This window comes from Dokdonella sp. (assembly GCF_017744955.1).
Taxonomy (GTDB): Bacteria; Pseudomonadota; Gammaproteobacteria; order Xanthomonadales; family Rhodanobacteraceae; genus Dokdonella_A.
Map to the genome: position 1 here is coordinate 164,427 of NZ_JAGIAG010000008.1, position 24,223 is coordinate 188,649.

Sequence of the window (24,223 nt, forward strand, 5' to 3'; positions counted from 1 at the left end):
GCCGCGGCGCCGCGCGGAATCAGCTGTCGATCTTGGTCTGAAGGTACGGCACTTCGCCGAGCTGGCCGATCAGGTTGAGCTGCGTTTCGAGCCAGTCGATGTGCTCCTCTTCCGACTCAAGGATGTGTTCGAACAGCTCGCGGCTGACGTAGTCGCCGAGCCGCTCGGCGTCGGCGATGCCGGCCTTCAGATCCGGCACGGCCTGCAGTTCGAGCTTGAGGTCGCAGGCCAGCGCTTCCTTCGGCGACTCGCCGATCAGCAGCTTGCCCAGCGATTGCAGGTTCGGCAGGCCGTCGAGGAACAGGATGCGCTCGATCAGCTTGTCGGCGTGCTTCATCTCGTCGATCGATTCCTTGTACTCGTGCTCGGCGAGTTCGGCGTAGCCCCAGTTCTTGTACATGCGGTAATGCAGGAAGTACTGGTTGATCGCGGTGAGTTCGTTGTAGAGCACCTTGTTCAGGTGCTTGATGATCTCGGGATGGCCCTTCATGGCGAACTCCTGTAGCGGCGGGGCGCTCGTCGACGCGGCAAGGCACGCAGGCGCGAGCGGAACGCGGCGACTATATCGCGCGCCCGAGGAGCGTGAGGGAACGAAAATCGCACGCATTTGCGCGTGCGAGGCGCGTCGTGCGCGCGGCGTCAGGCCGCGGCGGCGAGCAGCGGCAGATCGAGCGGCCTGGCCGGTACGGCGCTGTCGAGGATTTCGCGGGCGAGATCCTCGCAGGTGCCGCAGCAGTCGCCGCAGCCGGTGCGACGCTGCAGTTCCGCGAACGTGTGCGCGCCTTCGCGGGCGGCCTGGCGGATCGAGCGTTCGGTGACGGCGTTGCAGATGCAGACGTACATACGGGTATCCGGATGAGACGGCTGCATTGAAATGCAAATGCGAATGATTGTCAACAACCAGCCAGACTGGACATAGCCGACCTCCCGAGGGATTCAGCCGATCGACAGGTCCGGAGTGCGCCCCGCGCTCAGACGCCGACGGCGAAGCGCTCGTTCCATTGCTGGTCGCGCAGGGAAACGCTGCAACTGTCCTCGGCCAGCACGACCAGGTGGCGCAACGCCTGCTCGTAGACGCGCCGCTTGAAGTTGACGACGTGCGCCGCCGGATACCAGAAGTCGACCCAGCGCCAGATGTCGAACTCCGGCTTCTCGTTCGCGTCGAGGCGGAACGCGGATTCCTCGCCGACCATGCGCAGCAGGAACCAGACCTGCTTCTGGCCGATGCACACCGGCCGCTCGTGCCGGCGCACCAGCCGCGGCGGCAGCCGATAGCGCAGCCAGCCGGGAGTGGCTCCGAGCACGTCGACGTGATGCGGCAGCAGGCCGGTCTCTTCTTCCAGCTCGCGGTACATCGCTTCGATCGGCGTTTCGTCGCTGCGCATGCCGCCCTGCGGAAACTGCCAGCCGTCGCGGCCGACGCGGCGCGCCCAGAACACGTGTCCGTGCGCGTTGATCAGGATGATGCCTACGTTCGGGCGATAGCCATCGGGATCGATCACGGCGAAATTCCTCCGTGGAGCGGTTCGCAGGATCGCTCCGGCACTTGAGACGTGCCGTCTCGACGCGGGAAACGCGACACGGCTGCACCGCGTCCGTTTCCCGCAAACCGCGGCAGGATGCCCGGTTTCGCACACCACTCCATCACTGTCCCGATTCTTCCACAGCGTTCACTGGCGGGGCAAGGCGAGGAGGCGCGGCGACGGTGGCGCGAAAAACCGCATCGTGCGGACGCGGACGTCCGCACGACGTCGGACGTCCGCGCTGGCCGCACGCGCGGAGAGCCGCCGCCGAAGCGCGACGCGCCGCGCGCTAGCTGCCTTTGCCGCCGCCGAAGTGGTAGTTGAACTCCAGCCACCACTGGCGGCCGTAGGCGTCGTACCAGGCCTGCGTGTAGGCCGGCCAGCCGGCGCTCTTGTCGACCGGAATCGAATTGCGAAGATTGTTTACGATCAACGACAGCTGCGCACGCTCGCCGATGTCGTAGCTGACGCTGCCGTTGATCAGCGTGTACGGCTTGCGCTGGCCCTCACCGTCGTTGCGCGGAACGCGACCGTAACGCGTGCCGTTCACCGTCGCGCTCCAGTCGCCGAGGTTCCAGCTCAGCGCGGCGTTGATCTTGGTGCGCCAGTCCTGCTGGTAGGTCACGCTGTTGATGTAGTCGCGCGTCGGATCGCCGGGGAACTGCTGGTAGTCGTGGCTCAGAACGCGCGTGATGCCGGCGTGGAACAGGAACTTGCCGTAGCGATCGGTCGTCCAGCGGTAGTTGCCGCTGAGATCGATGCCGGAAGTGCGCTCGGTCGCGGCGTTGATCGGATTCAGCAGCAGGTTGGTGACCTGGTTCGGATTGACCGGCGCGTTCGGCGCATTGCGCACCACGCGCGCGATCGAATCGCGGCAGATCGCCGAATTGCGGTCGACCGGCACGCCGGCCTCGGTGCGTCCGAGCAGGCAGTCCGCCTCGGTGCGCAGGATGATCTCCGAATCGAGATTGGTCACCGCGTCCTTGATGCGGATGTGGTAGTAGTCGGCCGACACGTCCAGGCCGTCGAGCGGCGACCAGACGAAGCCGTAGGTGAACGACTTGCCGTTCTCCGGCTTCAGCTTCAGATTGCCGGAGCTGCGGAAGTTCATGTTGTACTGGACGTCGCAGTTGTTGTAGCTCTGGCCCTCGAGCGCGCACTGGTAGAAGTCGGTGTTGCCGGGCTCGTAGCCGACCGTGCCCTTGGCGAACAGGTAGTTCATGTCCGGCGCGCGGAACGACGTCGAATAGGTGCCGCGCAGCAGCAGCGACTCGAACGGGCGGTACTCGAAACCGAGGTTGTAGGTGCTCTTGGCGATGCTTTCGCCGGAATAGGTGTAGCGGTCGTAACGCGCCGCGGCGATGCCGGTCAGCTGCGAGAAGATCGGCACGTTCAGTTCGAGGCCGGCGGCGTAGCGTTTGCGCTCGCCGCCGTCGTCGTGCGCCTCGGACGAGTTCCAGATCTCGCCGGCGTTGATGCGCGGATCGGGCCGGTTGCTGTAGCCCTGGCGACCGGCTTCGACCACCGCGGCGACGCCGATCGGGCCAGCCGGCAACTGCAGCAGCTCGCCGTTGACGCTGAAGCTCGCGTCCTCGGTCCAGGCCTTGTCGCGTTCGAGCGTGCGCGTGGTGAGGCGGCGGAACAGCTCCGCATTCAACGGCGTGGTCAGGCGCGAGGGATCGGCGTGGTAGGACGGAAACGTCTCGCCCTCGTACTCGTGCGTGCCGGTCTGCGGACCGAGGAAATACTCGTCGACGGCGCTGCGGAAGCCGAAACGGCCCTGGTCGCTCTTGTAATCCGAGCGGTTCAGCGCGGCGACGTACTTCCAGCCCGAATCGCCGAACGAACCGCGCACGCCGAGCGTCACGTTGAACTGGCGCTGCAGGAAGGTGCGCGCGCTGACCGTGCGGCTGCCGGCCTCCTCGGGCGTGACCAGCCGCGTCCAGCTTTCCAGCCGTCCGGTCGCGTCGTTCCAGAACGCGGCCGGCGAGGTCCAGTTCGGGTTGCGCACGACGGTGGCGATGTCCGACCAGCCGGCCATGAAGTCGCCGAACAGCTGCGTGTCCTCGTTCAGCGCGTAGGTCAGGCTGGCGTAGCCGGTGGCGAGCTTCTTCTTGGTCTGGATCGTGCGGTTGCTGTAGTAGTGCTCGCTGCTGCAGTAGCTGCCGTCGTAGCGCGGACGCTCGAACGCGCGCAGGCTGCCACCCATCAAATAGCCGAGCGCGTCGCAGTCCAGCGGGTAGTACTCGCGACCGGCCGGATTGCGGATGCCGATGATCTGCGGCGGCGGCTGGCCGCTGCCGTCGTAGCGCGTGTAGGAGTTGGCGAAGCCGCGCTGCCCGTACCAGATCGGCTCGCGATTGCTGAGCTCCAGTCCGAACACGCCGTTGAGGTCGCCCCAGCTGCCGCCGCCGATCAACTGGAAGCGCTGGTTGTCGCCGCCGCCGCGCTGCGTGCCGCCGACGCGCAGGTTGAAGTCGACGCCTTCGTGCTTCTCCTTCAGGATGATGTTGACCACGCCGGCGATCGCGTCGGAACCGTAGATCGCCGACGCGCTGCCGCTGAGGATCTCGATGCGGTCGATCATCACGCTCGGTACGTTGGAGAAGTCGACGGCGTTGACCGAACCGTTGTAGGCGATCGGGTAGTCGGCGATGCGGTGGCCGTTGACCAGCACCAGCGTGTAGTTCGGTCCGAGCCCGCGCAGGCTGATCACGTTCGCGGCCGGCGTGAAGGTGCTGCCGAAGTCCTCGCCCTGCACGATGCCGGTGTTCTGCGTCAGCTGGGTCAACACGTCGAACACGCTGCGAAAGCCGCCCTTGTCGATGTCCTCGCCCTTGATGACGATGACCGGCGCCGGCCCCTCGACCTGTGCGCGCGGAATGCGCGAACCAGTCACGGTGATCGACTCGAGCTGCTGCGAAGGCGCCGACGCCGGCGCGCGCGCGGCGGTGTCGTCGGTGTCCTGCGCGATCGCGCTCAGCGGCAAGGCCAGGGAGATCGCGACCGACAGGCCGCGCCGGAGGATCGGGCGTACGCTCATGGTGTGGGCTCGTGGGAAAGATAAAGTCGGGCATCGCGCGTTCGAACGACACGCGCGAGCGAAACGAACGCCAGCGTAGCGACCGCTCCCCGTTCGCGCGCCCAACGGGATGGAATATCGTGATGACGCGGCGCAACATTCAGCGAACCGCATCGCAATCGGCGACACCGACCCTGGACGTTTAACGCCTTGCATACCAATCGGCCGCCATGCTCGCAGGCCCGTCCTGCCGGTTGCGCGATGTCCGACGACGCCTACACCTTCGGGCTCGAAGAAGAGTTCTTCCTGGTCAACCCGGCCACGCGCAACGCCGCCACGCGCGTCCCGAAGCTGCTGCTGAAACTGTGCCAGCAGCGCTTCGGCAGCTACGTCGAACACGAACTGATGCAATCGCAAGTCGAGATCAGCTCGCCGGTGTTCGAGCGCGACGAGGAGGCGCGCGCGGAAATGCGGCGGCTGCGACGCGGCGTCGCCGAGATCGCCGCGGCGTCGAACCTGCGCCTGGTCGCCGCCGGCACGCATCCGCTCAGCGCCTGGCACCAGCAGGCGCATACCGAGAAGACGCGCTACGCGCGCATCGTCGACGATTTCCAGATCCTCGGTCGGCGCAACCTGCTCTGCGGCCTGCACGTGCACGTCGCTCCGCCGCCGGGCGTCGACCGCGTCGCGCTGATGAACCGCCTGATGCCGTGGCTGCCGCTGTTCCTCGCGCTGTCGACTTCCTCGCCGTTCTGGAATCGCCGCCGCACCGGCCTGCTCAGCTATCGCCAGTCGGCCTACGACGAATGGCCGCGCGCCGGTATCCCGGACTTCTTCGCCGACGAAGCGGAGTACGGCGCGTTCCGCGACCTGCTCGTACGCGCCGGCGCGATGGCCGACGGCAGCTATCTGTGGTGGGCGATCCGCCCCGCGCAGGGCTACCCGACACTGGAACTGCGCATCGCCGACTGCTGCACGCATCTGGACGACGCGCTGGCGCTGGCGGCGTTGTTCCGCTGCCTGGTCCGCGCGCACGTGCGAAATCCCGAACTCGGCACCGTGCGCAGCGCGCTGACGCGCCGACTGATCGACGAGAACCGCTGGCGCGCGAAGCGATTCGGTCTGGAAGCGCAATTCATCGACGAACGCGACGGCTCGACGCGCACCTGCGCGCAGTGGCTCGACGCCGCGCTGGCCCTGGTCGCCGAGGATGCGCGCCGGTTCGAATGCGAGGCGGCGCTGCGCCACCTCGGCACGATCTTCGCGCGCGGCACCAGCGCGCACGAACAGCTGGCGATCTATCGCGCGCGGCGCGAAGACGGCGCGAGCGGAACCGAGGCGCTGCGCGCGGTGGTCGATTGGCTGATCGGGGCGAGCGTTCTTTAGCGCGCGGCGCGTTCGCGGATAGACGCCCACCGCTCGAGTGCCCTGCGCGTTCGAGCGGCTACGCGAATTCGTCCACGCGCGCGATCCATCCGCACACGCACCGCGCTCACCGAAAACGAAACCGCGCCACGCCGACGCTTCTTCAGGCGCCGCCCAATTCGACCTTGCGCGCCCCGCGCTTGCGCACCCACGTCGACGTCAACGCTCCATCCGCGCTCCGGCGCTTCTCGACCTCGAACAGTCCGGTCGCCGCGATCAGCTCGCTGAGCTTGCGGAAGCCGTAGTTGCGCGCGTCGAACTCCGGCGCCTGCTTGGCGATCGTGCTGCCGACCGTGCCGAGCTGGGACCACCCGGCGTCGTCCGATCCGGCCTCGACCGCGTTGCGCAGCAACGCGACCAGGCGGCCGTCCTGTTTCAGCTGCGCGCTGCTGCGCGGGCCGGTGGCTTCGTCCTCGTCTTCCTTGTCGATCAGGATCTCGGTGTAGATGAACTTGTCGCAGGCGGACACGAACGGCGCCGGCGTCTTCTTCTCGCCGAAGCCGTACACCACCAGGCCGGCCTCGCGCACGCGCGCGGCCAGGCGCGTGAAGTCGCTGTCGCTGGAGACGATGCAGAAGCCGCCGAGCTTGGCGCCGTAGAGCAAGTCCATCGCGTCGATGATCAATGCCGAGTCGGTCGCGTTCTTGCCGGTGGTGTAGCGGAACTGCTGGATCGGCTGGATCGCGTATTTCAGCAGCGCCTCCTTCCACCCTTTCAGCTGCGGCCCGGTCCAGTCGCCGTAGATGCGCTTGACCGTGGCGGTGCCGTACTTGGCGATCTCGGCCAGCAGTCCTTCGACCACCGCCGGCTGTGCGTTGTCGGCGTCGATCAGCACGGCGAGTTTCGGCGAGATGGCGGCCATGTCGAGGTTCCGCGGAAGGAAGCCCGCAGCGTACTCCGTCCTCCGTGCGACGCAAACGCACACCGTCACGCCGCGTTGATGTACCGTCACGGCACAGGGGCGATAATCGGCAGGATGCCGGGAGATGCGGATGCGAGGAATTCGGTCGGGAACGTTCTTGTTGGGGGCGCTGCTGGGGTTCGGCGCACCGGTCGGTGCGAACACGCTGGACACGGTCGTGCGCAAGGCGCACGAGGCCGGTCAATTCGACGGCGTGGTGCTGGTCGGACGCGACGACGCGGTGGTCTATCGCCGCGCGATCGGTCCGGCCGACCGCATCGCGCAGCAGCCGCACACGGCTGGTGAGAGCTGGCGCTGGCTGTCGATCAGCGAACAGGTCGCCGCGGTCTTGGTGTTGCAGGACGTCGAACGCGGGCGGCTCAGCCTCGACGGCACGCTGTCGCAGTACCTGCCCGACTTCGGCAACGCCGCGATCGGCCGCATCACGCTGCGCCAGCTGCTGCAGCACACCGCCGGCCTGGCCAATCCGGACGACGCTGCCGTCGACGAACGCGGCGTGCCGACGTTCTATCGCGCCAACGGCGAGTCGACCAATGCCAAGGCGATGCTCGCCACCTGCGCCGGCACGCCGAAGTCGGCGCCCGGCGCGCGCTACGAGGCGAACACCTGCGACTACCTCGTGCTCGCCGCCGTGCTCGAACGCGCCAACGACACGCGCTACGCGCAGCTCGTCGCCAAGCGCATCGCGCAGCCGCTCAAGCTCGCTTCGCTCAGCCTGCTCGCGCCGAACGGCATGCCGACGCGCACCGGCGTGATCGGCCACAACAGCGAAGGCGCGCGCGAAGCGCCGTACGACACCGGCCGCTACGGCGCCGCCGGCGCGCTGCACGGCACGCTCGAAGACCTGTGGCGCTTCGACCGCGCGCTGATGGACTACGTGCTGGTGTCCAAGCCCGCCGCCGCGACGATGTGGACCGGCAACCCGCGCCTGGGCAACGCCGCGCTCGGCGCGTTCGCCTACGTGGCCCAGCCGAAGCACTGCACGGCGCCGGTCGGAATCGTCGAGCGGCGCAGCGAGATCGGCGGGATCCACGCGATCAACCTGATGGTGCCGGAGCGGAACACCGCGTTGATCGCGTTCTCCAACACCGCGCGCACCGACTGGGGCCAGATCTCGCAAGGCAGCGGCCTGCTGCACGACCTGCTCGACGGCGCGCTGTGCGTGGACGACCTGAGCGCGCCGGCCAAGCCGAAGACGAAGGCGAAGCGCGGCAAACGCTGACGAACGACGCGCGGGGAGAATGGCGCAGGCGGTCACGGCTTCCGCCTCGTCACGGCCGCCGCTACTCTGCCCCGATGACCCGGCCCATGCTCCGTTTCGGCGATTGCAGCCTCGACATCGCCGCGCGCGAGTTGCGTCGCGACGGCGTGCGCGTCGACCTGCCGCCGCTGGTGTTCGACTGCATCGCCTACCTGGTCACCCATCGCGACCGCGCCGTCGGCCGCGACGAGCTGGTCGCCGCCGTCTGGGGCAAGGCCGCGATCAGCGACACCATGCTCGGCAAGGCGATCCTGGCGGCGCGCCGCGCGGTCGGCGACAGCGCCGAGCAGCAGGCGCTGCTGCGCACCGTGCCGCGCTTCGGCTATCACTGGGTCGGCGCGGTGCAGGAACAGGCAGCGGGCGAAGCGTTGCCCGAGGCCGTGCCGCCGCTGGCGACCACGCCGGCGCCGGCGCGACGCCGCGGCGTCTCCCAGCCGGCGCTGACGATCCTCGTGACCACGCTGCTCGCGCTCGTCGCGCTCGCGGCCGCCTGGTGGCTGCGGCCGGCACCGCCTGCCGCGCCCGACACGACGGCGACGCAAGCCGACGCGCCGCTGAGCGGGACGCTCGCAGTATTGCCGACCGAAGTCTTCGCCGATCCCGGCGACGACTGGCTGCGGCTGGGCCTGATGGATCTTCTCGCGACGCGCCTGCGTACCGCCGGCCTCGCCGTCGTGCCGAGCGAGGTGGTCGTGCGCGCGGTCGGCACCGAACGCTCCAGTGACCGCGCGACCGCGGCGGTGCGCACCGCGATCGACGTCGGCGATTGGGTCGTGCCGGCCGTGCGCAAGGCCGGCGGCGAATGGATCGTGCGCGCCGAACTGCGGCGCGCCGGCGGGCGCCGCAGCAGCGTGCAGGCGCAGGCGGCCAATCCGGTCGCCGCCGCCGATGCCGTCGCGCGGCGCCTGCTCGCCCTGCTCGGCCGCGCTGCCGCGGACGAGCGCGGCGACGCCGACGTCGACCTCACCGAGCTGCTGCAACGCACCGACGCCGCGCGCCTGGCCGAGAACCTCGACCTGGCGCGCTCGGTGATCGCCAACGCGCCGGCATCGCTGCGCGCTTCCCCGGAAGTGCGCGAGCGCGCGATCCGCATCGACCTGCGCGCCGGCGAGTTCGACCGCGCGCGCGCGGCGATCCAGGCGCTGCTGGAGGAAGTGCCGGCCGAAGCCGATCCGGTGATGCACGCGCGCCTGCAGGAAAACCTCTGCGTCGCGCAAATGCGCCTGGGTCGGCCGCAGCCGGCGCTGGACGCGTGCAACCGGTCGATCGAGCTGCTGGAGACGCGCAACGAACCGCGCGCGCTCGGCCGCGCCTACAACAACCGCGGCATCCTGCACGCGCGCCAGAACCAGATCGACGCGGCGATCGCGGATTTCGCGCGCTCGCGCGTGGCGCTGAATCTGGCCGACGATCCGCTGCTGCTGGCCCAGCTGGACGGCAACGAAAGCACTGTGGAGATGTCGCGCGGCCGGCCGGCCGAGGCGCTGCCGACGCTGGAGCGCGCCGGCCGCACCTTCCAGCGCTTCGGCATGATCAACGAGTTCGTCACCGCCCTGGTCAACCAGATCCACGCGCATCTGATGCTGCTGCAGCCGCTCGAGGCGCTGCAGGCCAGCGACGCCGGCTGGAGCGAGCGCACGCGCATCACCGATCCAGAGGTGCGCGGCACCTTCGAACGCGATCGCGCCGAAGTGCTCGCCGCGAACGGCCGCCTGAACGAGGCGCGGCTGGTGCTCGATGCCCTCCTCCACAGCGCGGGACCGGCGCCGGGCGCGCGCCAGCTCGCGCCGATCCGCGCCGCGCAGGCCGAGGTCGAGCGCGCCGGCGGCCAGCCCGCGGCGGCCGCGCTGCTCGCGCGCCAGGCGCTGGACGGTCTGGATTCCGGCGAGGAAACGCACGAGCGCGCCCGCGCCTGGTTGCTGCTGGTGCGCGCGCTGCGCGAATCGGGCGACGACGCCGGAGCGGCGGCCGAGAGTGCGCGCTTCGTCGCCTGGTCGCGACCCGACCAGCCGCCACGCGCGCGCCTCTTCGCCACGCTGGCCGAGGCCGAGAGCGCCGCCGCCGCGCATCGCGACGAGGCGGCCGTGACCGCCTACGAAGCGGCCACGACGATCGCCGCCGGCACCAGCGCCGACGGCGCTGCCGAAGTCGCCGACTCCTTCGCCGGCTACCTGATCGCCCGCGGCCAGCTGGCGCGCGCCGCCGTCGTCGCCGGACCGCTCGCCCGCTACGCCGACCACAACTTCGAGGCCGCGGTCGTCGGCGCGCGCCTGTACCAGGCGCTCGGCCAGCCGGCCGCCTGGCAGAAGGCCCTGGCGCAGGCGCGGCGGCTCGCCGGCGAACGGCCGCTGCCGGCGCAGTTGGAAGTGCCGCCGCCGACGCCACCGGCGCCGGTGGCGCAAAGCGGCTGATCGGCCGCGCTGAAACATCGAGCGACCTCGACAGTCTCGCCCCGCGAAGGCGGTACGGGGAGGCAGGGATGCCGTAACCAACATCCGCACGGCGCCGCCGAACGGCGCTCAGGATCACCGCGTGTCACCATCTCGATTTTTCCCAACAGAATCCATCGAAAGAGGGATTCCCGCCCGCGCGGGAATGACCTCATTCGACGTTTTCCGGAACGGCCGCCGGGCATCGGAACAGATTCCGAACGAAGGCCGAACAGCGCCGGAATGGAGCCGGCGGCGGCCGCCCGCCAAGCTGTCGCGCTCATGGCCGCGTCGCCGGCCACCGTCCGACCGATCCTGGAGTCCCTCATGCCCGTTCCCTCCGCCTCCCTCCTCCGCCGCCGCGCCCTGCGACTGCATCCGCTGGTCGCCTGCCTGGCCGCCGCCCTGCTGATGCCGTCTGGCCATGCCGGCGTCCGTTCCGCGGCCGTGCACGGCACCGTCCAGGTCAGCACCTGCGACGACGCCGGCCCCGGCAGCCTGCGCGAGGCGGTCGCCGCCGCCGCCGACGGCGACGTCGTCGAACTCGGCGGCCTGGGCTGCGACACCATCACGCTGAGCAGCGGACCGATCGGCATCGGCGTCGCCAATCTGAGCCTGGTCGGCCCCGGCCGCGAAGGACTGACGATCAGCGGCGGCGACGCCCAGCGCGTGTTCGACCACGCCGGCAACGGCACGCTGAGCCTGTCCGGCCTCAGCGTGGCGCACGGCACCGCCGCCGACGGCGGCGGCTGCATCCGCAGCGCCGGCAGCCTCGCGCTCGACGACGTGGTCGTGTCGTCCTGCGTCGCCGGCACGCCGGACACGGCGGACGTCGCCGGCGGCGGCGCCAGCGTGGCCGGCAACGCGACGCTGACCGACGCGGACTTCCTCGACAACCGCGCCGACGGCACCCAGCGCGTGCGCGGCGGCGCGCTCGCGGTCGGCGGCTCGCTGCGCGCGACCACCAGCCGCTTCACCGGCAATCGCGCCCACAGCCACGACGCGTCCGGCGGCAATCCGATGCAGAACCTCGCCGAGGGCGGCGCGATCCACGTGCTCGCCGACGCCGAGCTGGTCGACAGCACGATCAGCGGCAACACCGCTCAATCCGACACCTTCGAGGTGTTCGGCGGCGGCCTGGCGGTCGGTTCGCATCCCGACGACGTCGCCGGCTCGCTGGAGCTGCTGCGCACCGAGGTCAGCGGCAACACCGTCGTCTCCGGCTGCCCAGTGTGCGCGCCGCAGGGCGGCGGCATCGCCGCGGTCGGCATCACGCGGCTGCGGCGCAGCGTGGTTCTCGACAACACGGTCGGCTCGACCGGCTTCTACGGCGGCGCCGGCGGCCTGCGCGTGTTCGACGCGGCCAGCGCGGAAATCATCGACAGCACGATCAGCGGCAACCACGCCGACTCGGCCGGCGGCGGCCTGATCGGCCCGAGCGAAGGCTATCTGACGCTCGACGGCAGCCTGGTCACCGACAACTTCGCCGGCAACCAGGGCGGCACCCAGGAAGGCGGCGGCGGCGTGCTCTGCTTCAGCTGCACGATCCAGGTGTCCAGCAGCACGGTCAGCGGCAACACGGCCGAAGCCAACGGCGGCGGCATCGGCATCCTGTTCGGCGAATCCGCGCCCGGCACCTCCACCGTCGTCGACAGCACGATCTCCGGCAACGTCGGCGCGGAAGGCGGCGGCTTCATGCTCGACGGCGGCCGCCTGCGCGTCAGCAACAGCACGATCGCGTTCAACCTGGCGAGCACGCGCGGCGCCGGCATCAGCGGCACCGAATACGCCTACGCGATCGAGCTGCAGAGCTCGATCGTCGCCGACAACGCGACCGGCGGCGCCGCCAACAATGTATGGGCGTTCCCGGACACGGTCGAGGGCGCCAACAACCTGATCCCGAACGCGCCCGGCCTGCCGGCGTCGATGCCGGCCGACACGCTGACCGGCGATCCGCTGCTGCTGCCGCTGGCCGACAACGGCGGACGCACGCCGACGCACGCGCTCGGCGAAGGCAGCCCCGCGATCGACGCCGGCAACAACACGCTCGGCCTGGTGTTCGACCAGCGCGGCGAAGGCTACGCGCGCGAAGTCGGCGCCGCGGCCGATATCGGCGCATTCGAGCAGCAGCCGCCGGGTCCCGACGACGTGATTTTCCGCGACGGCTTCGACGCCGGCCAGTAACACCGCTTCGCGGCGGCCCGCGCCTTCGCGGCCGGGCCGGCTCCGGCCGCGCGGGCGCTACACTGCACACGCGCGGAGACGGCGAGAGGAAACCCCGCCGTCTCCGCGTCTGCGTTGCAGACCGGCCTGACAAGGAGAACCGCGATGAGATACGCCCTGCTGTTCCTGCCGCTGCTGGCCTCGTGCGCAGCGGCCACGCCGAAGACCGACACCGCTTCCGCCGCGAATCCGACCGCAACCGCGACCGGCGCGCAGGTCGATGCGAAGACGCTCGCTGCCTACCACTGGCAGCTGCGCAACGCGACCGACAGCACCGGCAAGCGCATCGACGCCTTGTTCGCACGCCCGCAACGGCCGCTGCAACTCGATTTCCACGACGGCCGCCTCGGCGTCGCCAACGCCTGCAACCGCATCGGCGGCACCTATCGCGTCGAGCACGGCCGGCTCCAGCTCGGCCAGATGATGCAGACCCTGATGGCCTGCACCGATACGGCGCTGGCCAGGCTCGACGAGGCGATCACGCAGCGCCTGCAAGGCAAGCCGCGCATGGACCTGCGCAGCGGGGACGAACCGCAGCTGCGGCTCGCCACCGATGCCGGCGACACGCTCGACTTCGTCGGCGTGCCGACCGCCGAGACGCGCTACGGCAGCGCCGGCGAAACGCTGTTCCTCGAAGTCGATCCGCAGACCCAGCCCTGCGCGCATCCGCTGATCCCCGACAAGCGCTGTCTGAAGGTGCGCGAGCGCCGCTACGACGCGAACGGCGTCGCCGCCGGCAATCCGGGCGAGTGGCAGCTGCTGTACCAGGACATCGAGGGCTACACGCACGAGCCCGGCATCCGCAACGTGCTGCGCGTGAAGCGCTACGCGGTGAAGAATCCGCCGGCCGACGCGCCGTCGCAGGCCTACGTGCTCGACATGGTGGTCGAATCGGAAAGCGTCGGCCGCTGAGGCGCGCTCGGACACTCTCGACGGGCATCGTTCCCGCGAACGCGGACATTCATTCCGCCGCGAGGCATCGACGCGGATCCCCGCATTCGTTCGCGGGGATGACGCGCTTCGGAACGCTTGCTCGGCGACTGCGTCAGGCCGTACCGCCACCGACTTCGACGAGCAGCGCGAGCAGACGCAGCGAGTCCTGCCAACCGAAGTAGCAGTCGTCGAGCGGAATCGCTTCGGGCAGGTTCGCCTGCTCGATGCGCACTTCGGTGCCGCCGGCGATTTCGCGCAGGTTGATCGTCGTTTCCAGCGTGCCCGGCAGGTTCGGATCGTCGAACACGTCGGTGTGGCGGATGCGCAGGTTCGGCACCAGTTCGAGGTATTCGCCGCCGAACGCGTGCGACTGGCCGCTGGCCAGATCGGTGAACGACATGCGGTAGCGGCCACCGACGCGCGCGTCGATCGAATGGACCTTGCCGGTGAACCCGTTCGGCGGCAGCCATTTGGCCAGCGCGTCGGCGTCGAGGAAGGCGCGGTAGATGCGCTCGGGCGTGGCGCGCATCACGCGGTGCAGACGAATCGTGCGATCGGACATCTTCCGGACTCCTTGTGCCGGGGACCATTCCCGGCTTCGTATCGAGACGACGAACGAGCCGCCGCGATTTCGACAGAGGCGAGCGCGCCGATTGCGCCCCGGTTCAGCGGGTCGCGCCTCACGCCTTCAGCAAGGCCTCGCGCAGCACGACGGCCTGGTTCTGCGTCTCGCTGCGCGCGCCGTAGACCAAGGTGATGCGTCGCGCACCTGCCGCGGCGAGCAGAGCGCGCAGGCGTTCACGTGGCTGCGCCGCGGCGAGCTCGAGGAGATAGCGCCGCCGGAAGTCGTCCCAGCGTTCCGGCACGTGGCCGAACTCATGGATCAGCTCCGCGCTCGGCGCGAGTTCGCGCGCCCACTCGTCGAGCTTCAGCACGTCCTTGCTGCGCCCGCGCGGCCAGTAGCGATCGACCAGCACTCGGTAGCCGTCGTGCGGCGTCGGTTCGTCGTAGGCGCGCTGCACGACGATCTCGCGCGGCTTCTTCGCGCTCATCGCCGTTCTCCCGCGGCGGGGCCGAGCACGGCCTGCACGCGCTCGCGCAGATGCGGCAGCAGATCGCGCTCGAACCACGGATGGCGCTGCCGCCACGCCGTGTTGCGCGGCGAGGGATGCGGCAGCGGGAAATAGCGCGGCGCGTAGTCGCGCCAGGCCGCCACCGTGTCGGCCAGGTTCGACTTGCGCGCGGCGCCGAGGTAGTGGCGCTGCGCGTACTGGCCGATCAGCAGGGTCAACTCGACCTGCGGCAGTCGCGCGAGCAGCGGCTCCAGCCACAGCGGCGCGCACTCGCGCCGCGGCGGCAGGTCGCCGCCGTTGCCGCGGCCCGGATAGCAGAACCCCATCGGCACGATGGCGACCTGCCCGGCGTCGTAGAACTGCGCCGGCTCCAGCCCGAGCCAGTCGCGCAGGCGCGCACCGCTGACGTCGTCCCACGGCACGCCGCTGGCGTGCACCTTGGTGCCCGGCGCCTGGCCGACGATCAGCAGGCGCGCGCCCGTCCACGCCTGCAGCACCGGCCGCGGTCCCAGCGGCAGCTCGCCGGCGCAGACGCGACAGGCGCGGATCGCCGTCAACAGACCGGCGAGATCGCCGGCTGAATTCGGCGCGGCGCGAACGGACGAAGGCATGCGCGCCATTCTACGCGGCGCCGGCGCGGGCTTCCGCGCAACGTGCGGCGCTTCGCGCGGAGCCGATCGCGCTGCACCGAATCCGCGCGTCGCAACAGCACGCCGCGCGTCCTCACGGAAACGGCATGAAAGGCAAACGTCGACCGAATGACGCCGCATCGCGGAAGGCCGAATCTGGAGCGAGGCGATGCGCAGTCCCGCGCGCGCCGAGATCCGTCCCGGGAGGTCCCGATGCACGCTCGCCGCTTCGTCGTCACCGTTGCCTGCTGGATCAGCGGATGCCTGACCGCATCCAGCGTGAACGCCGCGCCCGCGTTCGACGCGGACGGTGCGCGCCCGCCGCGGCCCGATCGTTCGATCGCCGCGGTCGCCGCGCCGCGCGGCGACCTCGCCTGGCAATCGCTCGGGCCGCCCGGTGGCGACGTCGCCGACGTCGTCGCCTCGCCGACCGAACCGGGCGCGCTGCTCGCCGGCACCGCGCCGCTCGGCAGCTTCGGCGGCAACCTGTACCGCTCGGCCGACGGCGGCGCGAGCTGGAGCGTGGTCGCCGATCTTTCCAACCGCAGCGTGTTCGCGCTCGTCTTCGACGGTGCCGGCAAGGCGCACGCGGCGACCCAGGACGGCGTCTGGAGCAGCGAGGATGGCGGCCGGAGCTGGACGCAGCGCGATCTCGGCATCGATCCGACCAACGACGCCGTGCTCGAGATCGCCGTCGATCCGGGCGACCCGTCCAATCTGTGGATCGGCCTCAGCGCGGCGTTCGGCAACCAGAGCGTCAACCTGATGCACTCGACCGACGGCGGCGCGAGCTGGCAGGACGCGACGCCGCCGCTCGCGGCACCGAGCAACGGCACCAGCGTCGCGGTCGATCCGGCCAACCCGCTGCACGTCGCCGCCGCGTTCAGCGGCGACTTCTCGGGCGGCGAGGTCTGGCTCAGCGAGGACGGCGGCGCGAGCTGGCAGAACCGCTCGGCCGGCCTGCCCGGCACGCCGGTCAACGCGCTGGCCTGGAACGGCGCGCGCCTGCTCGCCGGCGGCGGCATGCTGTTCGGCTCGCAGGACTTCGGCCTCTACGGTTCCGACGACCTCGGCCAGAGCTGGACGCCACTGCACGCCGGCTGGCCGCTGCTGATCGCTACCGCGATCGCGGTCGATCCGAACGATGCGCAGACGATCGTCGTCGCCACCGATGGCGGCGGCCTGAACCGCAGCCGCGACGGCGGCGCGACCTGGGAACTCGGCATCGGCGGCAGCGGCGCGCTGGCGACGCAGTCGGTGCGCTACGCGCCGGGCGACTCGCAGGAACTGCTGGCCGGCGCGAACTCGCTCGGCGTGTTCCTCTCGCACGACGGCGGCGCCACGCTCGGCGCGGCCTCGAACGGGATTTCCGAACTCGGCCTGTATTCGGTCGCCGCCGATCCGCTCGATCCGCAGCAGCTCGCGGTCGCGTTCCAGGGCAACAACAGCGGCGGCGTGCTCAGCTCGACCGACGGTGGCGCGAGCTGGATGCTCGAAGCCGCGCCGCCGACGCGCTACAGCAAGCTCGGCTATTCGCCGGCCGGCGTGCTCTACGCGATCTCCAGCGGACCGTCCTACGTCGCGCCGGAAGGCTTGTATCGGCGCGAATCCGACGGCAGCTGGACCAGCCTCGGCCCGGACCAGGGCCCGCACTACGAATCGGATCTCGCCAGCCTGCGCTTCAGCCGCAACGACCCGGACCTGATCCTGCTCGCCGGCGGCGACTTCGGCGTCGCCGGCAACGACGGCACCGTCTGGCGCTCGACCGACGCCGGCGCCAGCTGGACCAAGCACGCCTTCGCCGGCGGCCTGTTCGTCGGCGACGTCGAGATCGTCGAGGACGGCAGCGACGCGGTCGTGATCGCGCCGTACAACGGCCGCGACACGCCCGAGCAAGGCGGCGTGCTGCGCTCGACCGACGGCGGCGCGACCTGGAGCACGACACAGGAAATGGCGACCTTCCACCGATCGCCGCGGCTGTGCGGACAGTCGGGCCGGCCGGCCGCGCTGTTCCTCGCCGTCGCCACGGACTGGTCGGTGTCCGGCCTGTTGCGCAGCGACGACGCCGGTGCGACGTGGACGCCGACCGCCTGGCAGGGCGCGACCGCGGTCGACGTCGCCTGCGATCCGCTCGATCCCGACGTGCTCTATCTCGCGCAGGAAGGCGCCACGCGCGTGATGCGCTCGACCGACCAGGGCGCCGCCTTCGCGCCGTTCGACGGCGGCCTCGGCCTCGCCGGCATCGCGCGCGAACTCGCCTTCGCCGGCGGCCGGACGCCGCGCCTGCTGCTGGCCAGCGGCCGCGGCAGCTACGCGATCGCACTGGAGGATCGCGACGCGATCTTCGCCGACGGCTTCGATTGAGCCGACGCGACACCGTCCTCGCGCCGGCCGCGGCATGCGGCCGCTTCCGGGCAGCGGGTACACTGCATCGCTCGTCGCTCGGAGCGAGGATGGAACAGCAGGAACCCGCCGCCTACCGCTGCGGCGACTACACGATCGTGCCCGCCGAACGCCGGCTGCTGCGCGGAGCGGATGCGCTCGATCTCGAAGCGAAGGTCTTCGATCTGATCCTGCTGTTGCTGCGCAACCGCGAGCGCTCGCTCGACAAGCAGACGCTGGCGGCGGCGCTATGGGGCCGTCGTCCGGTCACCGATGCGGCGCTCAGCCAGCTGGTGCACAAGGCGCGTCGCGCGCTCGACGACGACGGCGATCGCCAGGCGATGATCCGCACCGTCTACGGCCGCGGCCTGCAATGGGTCGCACCGACCGAGGCGGTGTGGCCGACGGCGCCCGAGCCCACGCCGGGCGCAACGCCGGTTGCCGACACCGATGCGCCGCCGCAAGCGCGTGCGCCGTCGCGCCGACGGTTCTTCTTCGCCGCGTCGATCGCGCTGGTCGTCGTCGTCGCGCTGCTGTTCGCGTTGCGCCGGCACGAGTCGTCCTCGACGCTGCCGCGCCTGGCGATGCTGCCGATCGAGAACGCGACCGGCGAAGCGGCGCTGGACTGGACGCGCAGCGGCCTGCCCGGACTGATGAGCAGCCTGCTCGGCGAGAGCGGCGCGGTCGACGTCGGCGACACCTTGCAGATCGCCAAGGCCTGGGACTACCTGCCGATTCCCGGCCGCTCGCAGGCCGAGCGGCTGCGCTACGCGACCGGCGCGGCGATCCTGGTCGAGGGCCGGCTGCGCCGGCTCAGCGACCAACTCTACGAACTCAGCCTGCACGTCGACGGCGGCGACGCCGCGCACAGCGGCGAGCTGGTGCTGACCGCGGCGCAACCGGCCACGCTCGGCGTCGACGCGGTGCCGCGCATCCTGCGCCTGCTCAAGCGCGAGCCGGCCGCCGATGCGGCGACCGAGCGCGGGCTCGGCGGCGACGCGTACCTCGCGCAGACCTTCGCGCGCGGCGTGGACCTCGCCATGCACGGCGACTGGGAAAACGCCAAGCCGTACTTCGCCTTGTGCGTGCAGAACGCGCCGGACTTCCTGCCGGCTCGCCTGCGCCTGGGCCAGGCGCAGGCGAGCACGCGCGATCTCGGCGCCAGCGAGGCGACCTTGCGCGCGCTCGTCGACGAAGCGCGCCGGCGCCAGCTGCCGGCGATGGAAGCGGCGGCGCTGCTCGAGCTGGCCGAGAACGAATTCCGCCGCGGCGACCGCAGCGCGGCCCTGGCCCTGCTCGAACAGGCGCGCGCACCGGCCGAGCGCGGCAGCGATCCGGACGCACAGGCGCGCCTGGCGCTGCTGGCGGCGCGCGCGCACGCGATCCTGCGCCAGCCGGAACTGGCCGCCGAGAATCTCGCGCGCGGCCGCGCGCTGGTCGAACGCCACGCGCTGCGCCAGCGCGCGCCGCTGCTGCACTACGCCGAGGAGCTGATCGCCGGCGAACGCCGCGACTATCCGGCGCAGGAAGCCGCTGCGCGCGCCGCGCTGGCGGCGGCCGAGGCGATCGGCGACGAACACATGGCGATCGCCGAGACGTACCGCATCGGCCGCATGCAGAGCTGGCAGGAGCGTCCATTCGCGGCGCTGCCGCCGCTGGCGCGCGCCTGGCAGCGCGCGCGCGAGCGCAAGCTGCTGGACATCGAGACGCTCGCCGGCGTCGAGCTGGCCTGGGTGCTGTCGGAAACCGGCCGCTACGCGGAAGCCTGCGCCGTCGTCGGCACGCTGATCGCCGAACTGCAATCGCAGCCGAACGCGTACTGGAAGGCCATCGCGCTGGCCGCGCGCGCGCGCTGCCAGCGCGCCGGCGGCGAGGCGAAGGCCGCGCTGGCGACGTATCGCGCGGTGCGGCCGCTGGTCAATCCGCGCGAGGACCCGGCGCTCGACGCGCTGGTCTCGCAGTACGAAGCGCTGGCCGCCTTCGTCGCCGAACGCGGGGCGCTGCCGGCGATCCAGGCGCAGCTCGCCGCGGCCGGTGACGGCGCGTCCTACCTGCACGTGCGCCGCCTGGTCGACGCGCTCGCGGCAGCGGCGCGCGGCGACCTCGCCGCGGCCGCCGCGAAGCTCGAGGAGGAATCGGCCGATCCGGATCGCGACGACGGCCAGGGCAACGAGCTGCGCCGCTTCGCGCTGCACGTCGCGCTAGCGACGCCCGATGAGCGCGCCGCCGAACCGATCGCGCGGATCGCGCAGCGGCGCGAAGACATCCTGTCCAGCAACGACGTCGAAGTGCTGCGCCTGTACGCCGAGTGGTCGGCACGTCGCGGCGACACCGCCACGCGTGCGCGTGCCGAGGCGCGCATCGACGAACTGCGGCGCGAAGCGGCGACGGCGCTGCACGGTGTCGACGTCACGCTGCCGTCGGCGCCGGCGGACTGACGACGCTGCTCCGCGCTGCGCGCAGCGGCCTCTCCCGCGCGCGGGAGAGACTCTTTCCGGCCGGCCCGATCGCCGGCGGGTCCGCGTCGAGCCGAACCGTGGCGACGCGCGATCAGGGCGTCTCCAGCCCGTCGCGGAAGATCCGGTTCTCGTAGATCACCAGGCCGTCGTTGCCGCCCGCCACCGCGGCGCCGCCGCGCACGCTCAGCGAGGAAAGCGCGCGACCCTGCGGATCGCAATAGCCCTGCTGCCAGGTCCGGCCGCCGTCGCGGCTTTCGTGGACGCAGCCCTCGAACGTGCTCGCGTACCAGTGGTCCGCATCGCGATGCCGCAGCTGGTTGACCAGGCCGGGCGGCGAGGACGGCAGCGCCTGCCAGCTCTGCGCGCCGTCGGCGGTGACGTACAGCCCGAAACCATCCGCACCCTGCGTCGAGACCATGCCGTGGTCGACGTCGACGAAGCTGGCCGCGTTGATCTTGCCGTGCGGGAAGTCGAGCAGGGTCCAGCTCGCGCCGCCGTCGTCGCTGCGCAGCACGGCGCCGATGCCCTCGCCCTCGCGAATCACGCCGCCGGTGGCGTAGCCGACCTCGGCGCTGGGGAAGTTCAGTTCGTGGAAGTTGACGTTGAATTCGCCGGGATAGCTCAGCGTCCAGTTCTCGCCGGCGTCGGCGCTGCTCCAGATCTGGCCGCCCTTGATCGCGACGTAGTTCGTCGAATCGAGGAAATGCACGTCGAACACGCTGCCCTGCGTGTCGCTGCCCCACGGACCGACCTGGGCCCAGGTCTGGCCGCGATCGGTGCTGCGATACAGGCCGCGGCGCGCGGCGTAGAGTTCGTCGGCGCTGAACGCGTACGCCCACAGCAGGCTCTGGCCCTGATCGGGCACGACGCGGACCGGCGTCCAGCTGTAGCCGCCGTCCTCGGTCAGCAGGCCGCAGTTGAACGAGCCGGCGGCGAAGCCGCGCGGACCGTCGGGGAAGTCGAGCGAGGTGACCGAGCAGCTGTCGGTGCCGCGGGCGACGACCCAGTCGTCGGCCGGAGCGCCCTGGCCGGCGGCGAGCGCCAGGGCGAGAAAAGGTGTAGCGACTGCAAACATGGATGGCCCTTTGTTCGTTCCGGAGTCGGCGCACGCGCCGCGCGGGGAACGTACCGGTCGCGAGATCGCCGTGGCGTCGATGACAGCACGAGGGCGTTCGGACAAGCCATCACGGAGTTCTTACGAAGTGCTTACGCGGCTTGATGGCGCGAGAAAAACCCAGCCGGCGAGCCGGCTGGGCAGGCGTCGATTGCCTGACCGTCGCGCGGTCTCCTGCCGGCATGCGCGGGAGTGCTTGTCCGCACCGGGCGACGGCTCCGGTCGGTGCGCGTCCGATCGGTGCGCCTCGCCTTTCCGCCTCGCACGGCCGGCACGCTTCCCGTGCCGGCCCAGGGTCTCGGCTTCCGCTCGTGCGCCCCCTGCCCGCCGGCGTACGACGCGGCGGTTGCGCGCCTCAGCGGCGGCGCAATGTTCCGGCGGCGCCGAGCGACAGCAGCACTCCCATCAGGACGAGCATCCAGCGCGCGTCCAGCGGCACCGGCATCGGCGACGCGGGCGGGGGGCCGACGCTCGTCGAGACGCTGCTGGCGTTGTTGTCCGGCATCGGATCGGCCACCGTCGGCGAGTTCGCCGACGCGGTATTGGCGATCGACGCGCCGGCTTCGGCTCGCACATCGTAGACCGCCGTGACGGTCGCGCTGGCGCCGTTCGCCAGCGCACCCAACGCGCAGGGGAAACCGCTTTCGCACGGCGCGCTCGCCGAGACGAAGCGGAGGCCGTCCGGCGTCGGATCGTCGAGCACCGCGTCCGGCACGTCGGACGGGCCGCGGTTGGTCACGACGATGCGGTAGGCGAGCGTGCCGCCGCTCGGCGCGCTGGCGGGGCCGCTCTTGACGACGACCAGATCGGCCGTCTCCGGCACGACCACGACGATCGGCGTCTGAACGGTGCTTGTGTCGTCGTTCGGATCCGGATCCGGCGTCGGGCTCGACACCGTCGCGGTGTTGACGATCGTGCCGCTCGCCATCGGCGACAGCGCGAATCTCGCCGCGAGTTCCACGCTGGCGCCAGCCGCCAGATCGCCGAGCGCGCACGGGAAGCCGGCCGCGCACGGCGCGTCGGCCGAGATGAAGGTCAGCCCCGCCGGCGTCGGGTCGTCGAGCACCACGGCCTCGGCGGTGTCGGGGCCGGCGTTGGCGACGCGAAGCGTGTAGGCGACCTCGCTGCCCGCGGCCACTTCCGCAGGTCCGGTCTTGGTCACGCTGAGATTGGCCGAGCGTGGTACGGGCACGACGTCGGTATCGGCGGTGTCCTGGTTGTCGGTCGTATCCGGATCGGTCGTGCCCGACGGCGGCGTCGCCGTCGCGGTGTTGCTCAGCGTCGTCGCGTCGTCAGGGGCCGTCGCCGTGATCGTGAGCGTCGCGCTGCCGCCGGACGGCAGCGTCGCGATCGTGCCGCTGACGCTCGTGTCGAACACACCGCAGACGGCGCCGCCGGTTTCGCCGCCGCAGCTCACCGCGACATCGGTCAGGCCGGCCGGCAGCGGATCGCTGACGGTGGTGCCGTCGGCGTCGCTCGGACCGGCGTTGGCGACCACGATCGTGTACGTGATCGTGTCGCCGGCCGTCACCATCGCCGGCGCGGTCTTGGTGAGCGCGAGATCCGCGCTGCGCAGCACCGGCGTCGTCGCCGTGCCGGTGTTGTTGCTCGGGTCCGGATCGCCGGTCGGGCTCGACACCGTCGCGGTATTGGCGATCGGATCGGCGCCGGCGTAGTCGGACGGCAGCGCGTAGGTCACGTTCACCGTCACGCTCGCACCGGCGGCGAGATCGCCGAGGCCGCACGGGAATCCGGTGGCGCACGGCGCGTCGGCCGAGACGAAGACCAGGCCGGCCGGCGTCGGATCGGCCAGGTTCACCTGCGCAGCCGTGCTCGGCCCGGCGTTGCCCACGACGATCGCGTAGGTCACGTTCGTGCCCGCGGTCGCGCTCGGCGGGCCGCTCTTCGCAACGCTCACGTCCGCCTGTCCCTGCGGCACGATCTCCACGCGATCCTCGTCGTTGGCCGGATTCGGATCGGTCTGATCGCCGCCCGCGCTCGCGGCCGCGTTCGTGATCGTCGTACCGGCCTGGTCGGGATTCACCGTCGCCACGATCGTCAACGTCGCCGACGCGCCGGCGCCGCTCGACGCCAGGTCGCCGATCGTCCACAGGCCGGTCGCCTCGTCGTAGGCACCCTGGCTCGGCGTCGCGCCGACGAAGCTCAGGCCCGCCGGCAACGCATCCACCGCGGTCACGTTCGTCGCCGCGCTCGGGCCGTTGTTGGTCACCGTCACCGTGTAGGTCACCGTGCCGTTCACCGGCGGCGCGGCCTGGTCGACCGTCTTCACCACCTGGAGGTCGGCCGACTGCCCGTTGATCGTCACGCCGTCACCGTTGTTGGACGGATCCGGATCCGCCTCGGCCGCCGCCGCAGTCGCGCCGTTGGTGATCTCGCCCGCTTGCGTCACCGTCGCGACGATCGTCAGCGTCACCTCCGCGTCGGCCGCCAGATCGCCGACCGTCCATAGGCCGCTGGCGTCGTCGTAGGCACCGACGCTCGCCGTCGCACTGACGAAACTCAAGCCCGCCGGCAAGGCATCCGTCACGTTCACCGACGTCGCCGGGCTCGGACCGGCGTTGCGCACGCGCACTGTATAGGTCACGTTCGAACCGACGTTCGGCGCCGGCTCGTCCACCGACTTGTCGAGCTGCAGATCGGCCAGCGTTCCCGCGTTCACGCCGGCGCTGCCGGCGTTGTTTCCGCTCACCGGATCGAGCTGGTCGCCGCCGGTGCGCGTGGCCGTGTTCACGATCGCGCCCGACTGCGTCACCGTCGCGGTGAGCGTCAGCGTCGCGTTCGCGCCGTTCGCCAGCGCACCGACCGTC

General features: G+C 71.0%; 17 protein-coding genes. 7 read left to right on the plus strand and 10 right to left on the minus strand.

The genetic code is table 11. From position 1 onward, the window contains the following. Positions 1 to 19 precede the first annotated feature (19 nt). From bfr to J7520_RS15805, 4 genes are all read right to left on the minus strand, one after another. The gene (gene bfr / locus J7520_RS15790) at positions 20 to 490 is read right to left on the minus strand and encodes a bacterioferritin (RefSeq protein WP_291190179.1); all 471 of its coding nucleotides are present in this window, start codon (positions 488 to 490) and stop codon (positions 20 to 22) included. A gap of 149 nt (positions 491 to 639) precedes the next feature. Then, the gene (locus J7520_RS15795) at positions 640 to 843 is read right to left on the minus strand and encodes a (2Fe-2S)-binding protein (RefSeq protein ID WP_291190181.1); all 204 of its coding nucleotides are present in this window, start codon (positions 841 to 843) and stop codon (positions 640 to 642) included. Positions 844 to 971: 128 nt separating this feature from the next. Then, the gene (locus tag J7520_RS15800) at positions 972 to 1,502 is read right to left on the minus strand and encodes an RNA pyrophosphohydrolase (protein ID WP_291190183.1); all 531 of its coding nucleotides are present in this window, start codon (positions 1,500 to 1,502) and stop codon (positions 972 to 974) included. A 310-nt stretch (positions 1,503 to 1,812) separates the two neighbouring features. Beyond that, positions 1,813 to 4,566: a TonB-dependent receptor gene (locus tag J7520_RS15805; protein WP_291190185.1), complete on the minus strand. Its 2,754-nt coding sequence runs from the start codon at positions 4,564 to 4,566 to the stop codon at positions 1,813 to 1,815. A 240-nt stretch (positions 4,567 to 4,806) separates the two neighbouring features. Between J7520_RS15805 and J7520_RS15810 the strand changes: the two genes are divergently transcribed. After that, positions 4,807 to 5,931 (plus strand): carboxylate-amine ligase, encoded by a 1,125-nt coding sequence (locus J7520_RS15810; RefSeq protein ID WP_291190187.1) that lies wholly within the window; start codon positions 4,807 to 4,809, stop codon positions 5,929 to 5,931. A gap of 142 nt (positions 5,932 to 6,073) precedes the next feature. Here the strand turns inward: J7520_RS15810 and J7520_RS15815 are convergent, their stop codons facing one another. Beyond that, positions 6,074 to 6,832 (minus strand): NYN domain-containing protein, encoded by a 759-nt coding sequence (locus J7520_RS15815; protein ID WP_291190189.1) that lies wholly within the window; start codon positions 6,830 to 6,832, stop codon positions 6,074 to 6,076. 157 nt (positions 6,833 to 6,989) lie between these two features. Here J7520_RS15815 and J7520_RS15820 point away from each other — a divergent pair, with 157 nt between their 5' ends. From J7520_RS15820 to J7520_RS15835, 4 genes are all read left to right on the plus strand, one after another. Beyond that, positions 6,990 to 8,114: a serine hydrolase domain-containing protein gene (locus J7520_RS15820; RefSeq protein WP_291190191.1), complete on the plus strand. Its 1,125-nt coding sequence runs from the start codon at positions 6,990 to 6,992 to the stop codon at positions 8,112 to 8,114. Positions 8,115 to 8,200: 86 nt separating this feature from the next. Further along, positions 8,201 to 10,564: a winged helix-turn-helix domain-containing protein gene (locus J7520_RS15825; protein ID WP_291190193.1), complete on the plus strand. Its 2,364-nt coding sequence runs from the start codon at positions 8,201 to 8,203 to the stop codon at positions 10,562 to 10,564. 345 nt (positions 10,565 to 10,909) lie between these two features. Continuing rightward, a complete protein-coding gene (locus J7520_RS15830; protein WP_291190195.1) occupies positions 10,910 to 12,766 on the plus strand; it encodes a right-handed parallel beta-helix repeat-containing protein in 1,857 nt (618 codons plus the stop codon). Positions 12,767 to 12,910: 144 nt separating this feature from the next. Continuing rightward, on the plus strand, positions 12,911 to 13,717 hold the full coding sequence (locus J7520_RS15835; protein ID WP_291190197.1) for an META and DUF4377 domain-containing protein: 807 nt from the start codon (positions 12,911 to 12,913) through the stop codon (positions 13,715 to 13,717). Positions 13,718 to 13,850: 133 nt separating this feature from the next. Here the strand turns inward: J7520_RS15835 and J7520_RS15840 are convergent, their stop codons facing one another. From J7520_RS15840 to J7520_RS15850, 3 genes are all read right to left on the minus strand, one after another. Further along, complete coding sequence (locus J7520_RS15840; RefSeq protein WP_291190199.1) at positions 13,851 to 14,300, minus strand: SRPBCC family protein; 450 nt, start codon at positions 14,298 to 14,300, stop codon at positions 13,851 to 13,853. 118 nt (positions 14,301 to 14,418) lie between these two features. Then, on the minus strand, positions 14,419 to 14,790 hold the full coding sequence (locus J7520_RS15845) for a DUF488 family protein (protein ID WP_291190201.1): 372 nt from the start codon (positions 14,788 to 14,790) through the stop codon (positions 14,419 to 14,421). Beyond that, positions 14,787 to 15,422 carry a uracil-DNA glycosylase family protein gene (locus tag J7520_RS15850; RefSeq protein WP_291190203.1) on the minus strand — a complete coding sequence of 212 codons (636 nt, stop codon included), beginning with the start codon at positions 15,420 to 15,422 and terminating at the stop codon, positions 14,787 to 14,789. The genes J7520_RS15845 and J7520_RS15850 overlap by 4 nt, the downstream gene beginning before the upstream one ends. 231 nt (positions 15,423 to 15,653) lie before the next feature. Between J7520_RS15850 and J7520_RS15855 the strand changes: the two genes are divergently transcribed. Together J7520_RS15855 and J7520_RS15860 are read left to right on the plus strand one after the other, a co-directional pair. Continuing rightward, entirely contained in the window at positions 15,654 to 17,804 is a 2,151-nt protein-coding gene (locus J7520_RS15855) for a hypothetical protein (RefSeq protein ID WP_291190206.1), read from the plus strand. Positions 17,805 to 17,893: 89 nt separating this feature from the next. After that, entirely contained in the window at positions 17,894 to 20,260 is a 2,367-nt protein-coding gene (locus J7520_RS15860; RefSeq protein WP_291190208.1) for a winged helix-turn-helix domain-containing protein, read from the plus strand. Positions 20,261 to 20,372: 112 nt separating this feature from the next. On the opposite strand, the gene J7520_RS15865 is transcribed toward J7520_RS15860, so the two are convergent. Both J7520_RS15865 and J7520_RS15870 read right to left on the minus strand, forming a co-directional pair. Then, positions 20,373 to 21,356: a hypothetical protein gene (locus J7520_RS15865; protein ID WP_291190209.1), complete on the minus strand. Its 984-nt coding sequence runs from the start codon at positions 21,354 to 21,356 to the stop codon at positions 20,373 to 20,375. 394 nt (positions 21,357 to 21,750) lie between these two features. Continuing rightward, positions 21,751 to 24,223, minus strand: a 2,473-nt coding sequence (locus J7520_RS15870) for a DUF11 domain-containing protein (protein WP_291190211.1), incomplete at its 5' end; no start/stop codon positions are given.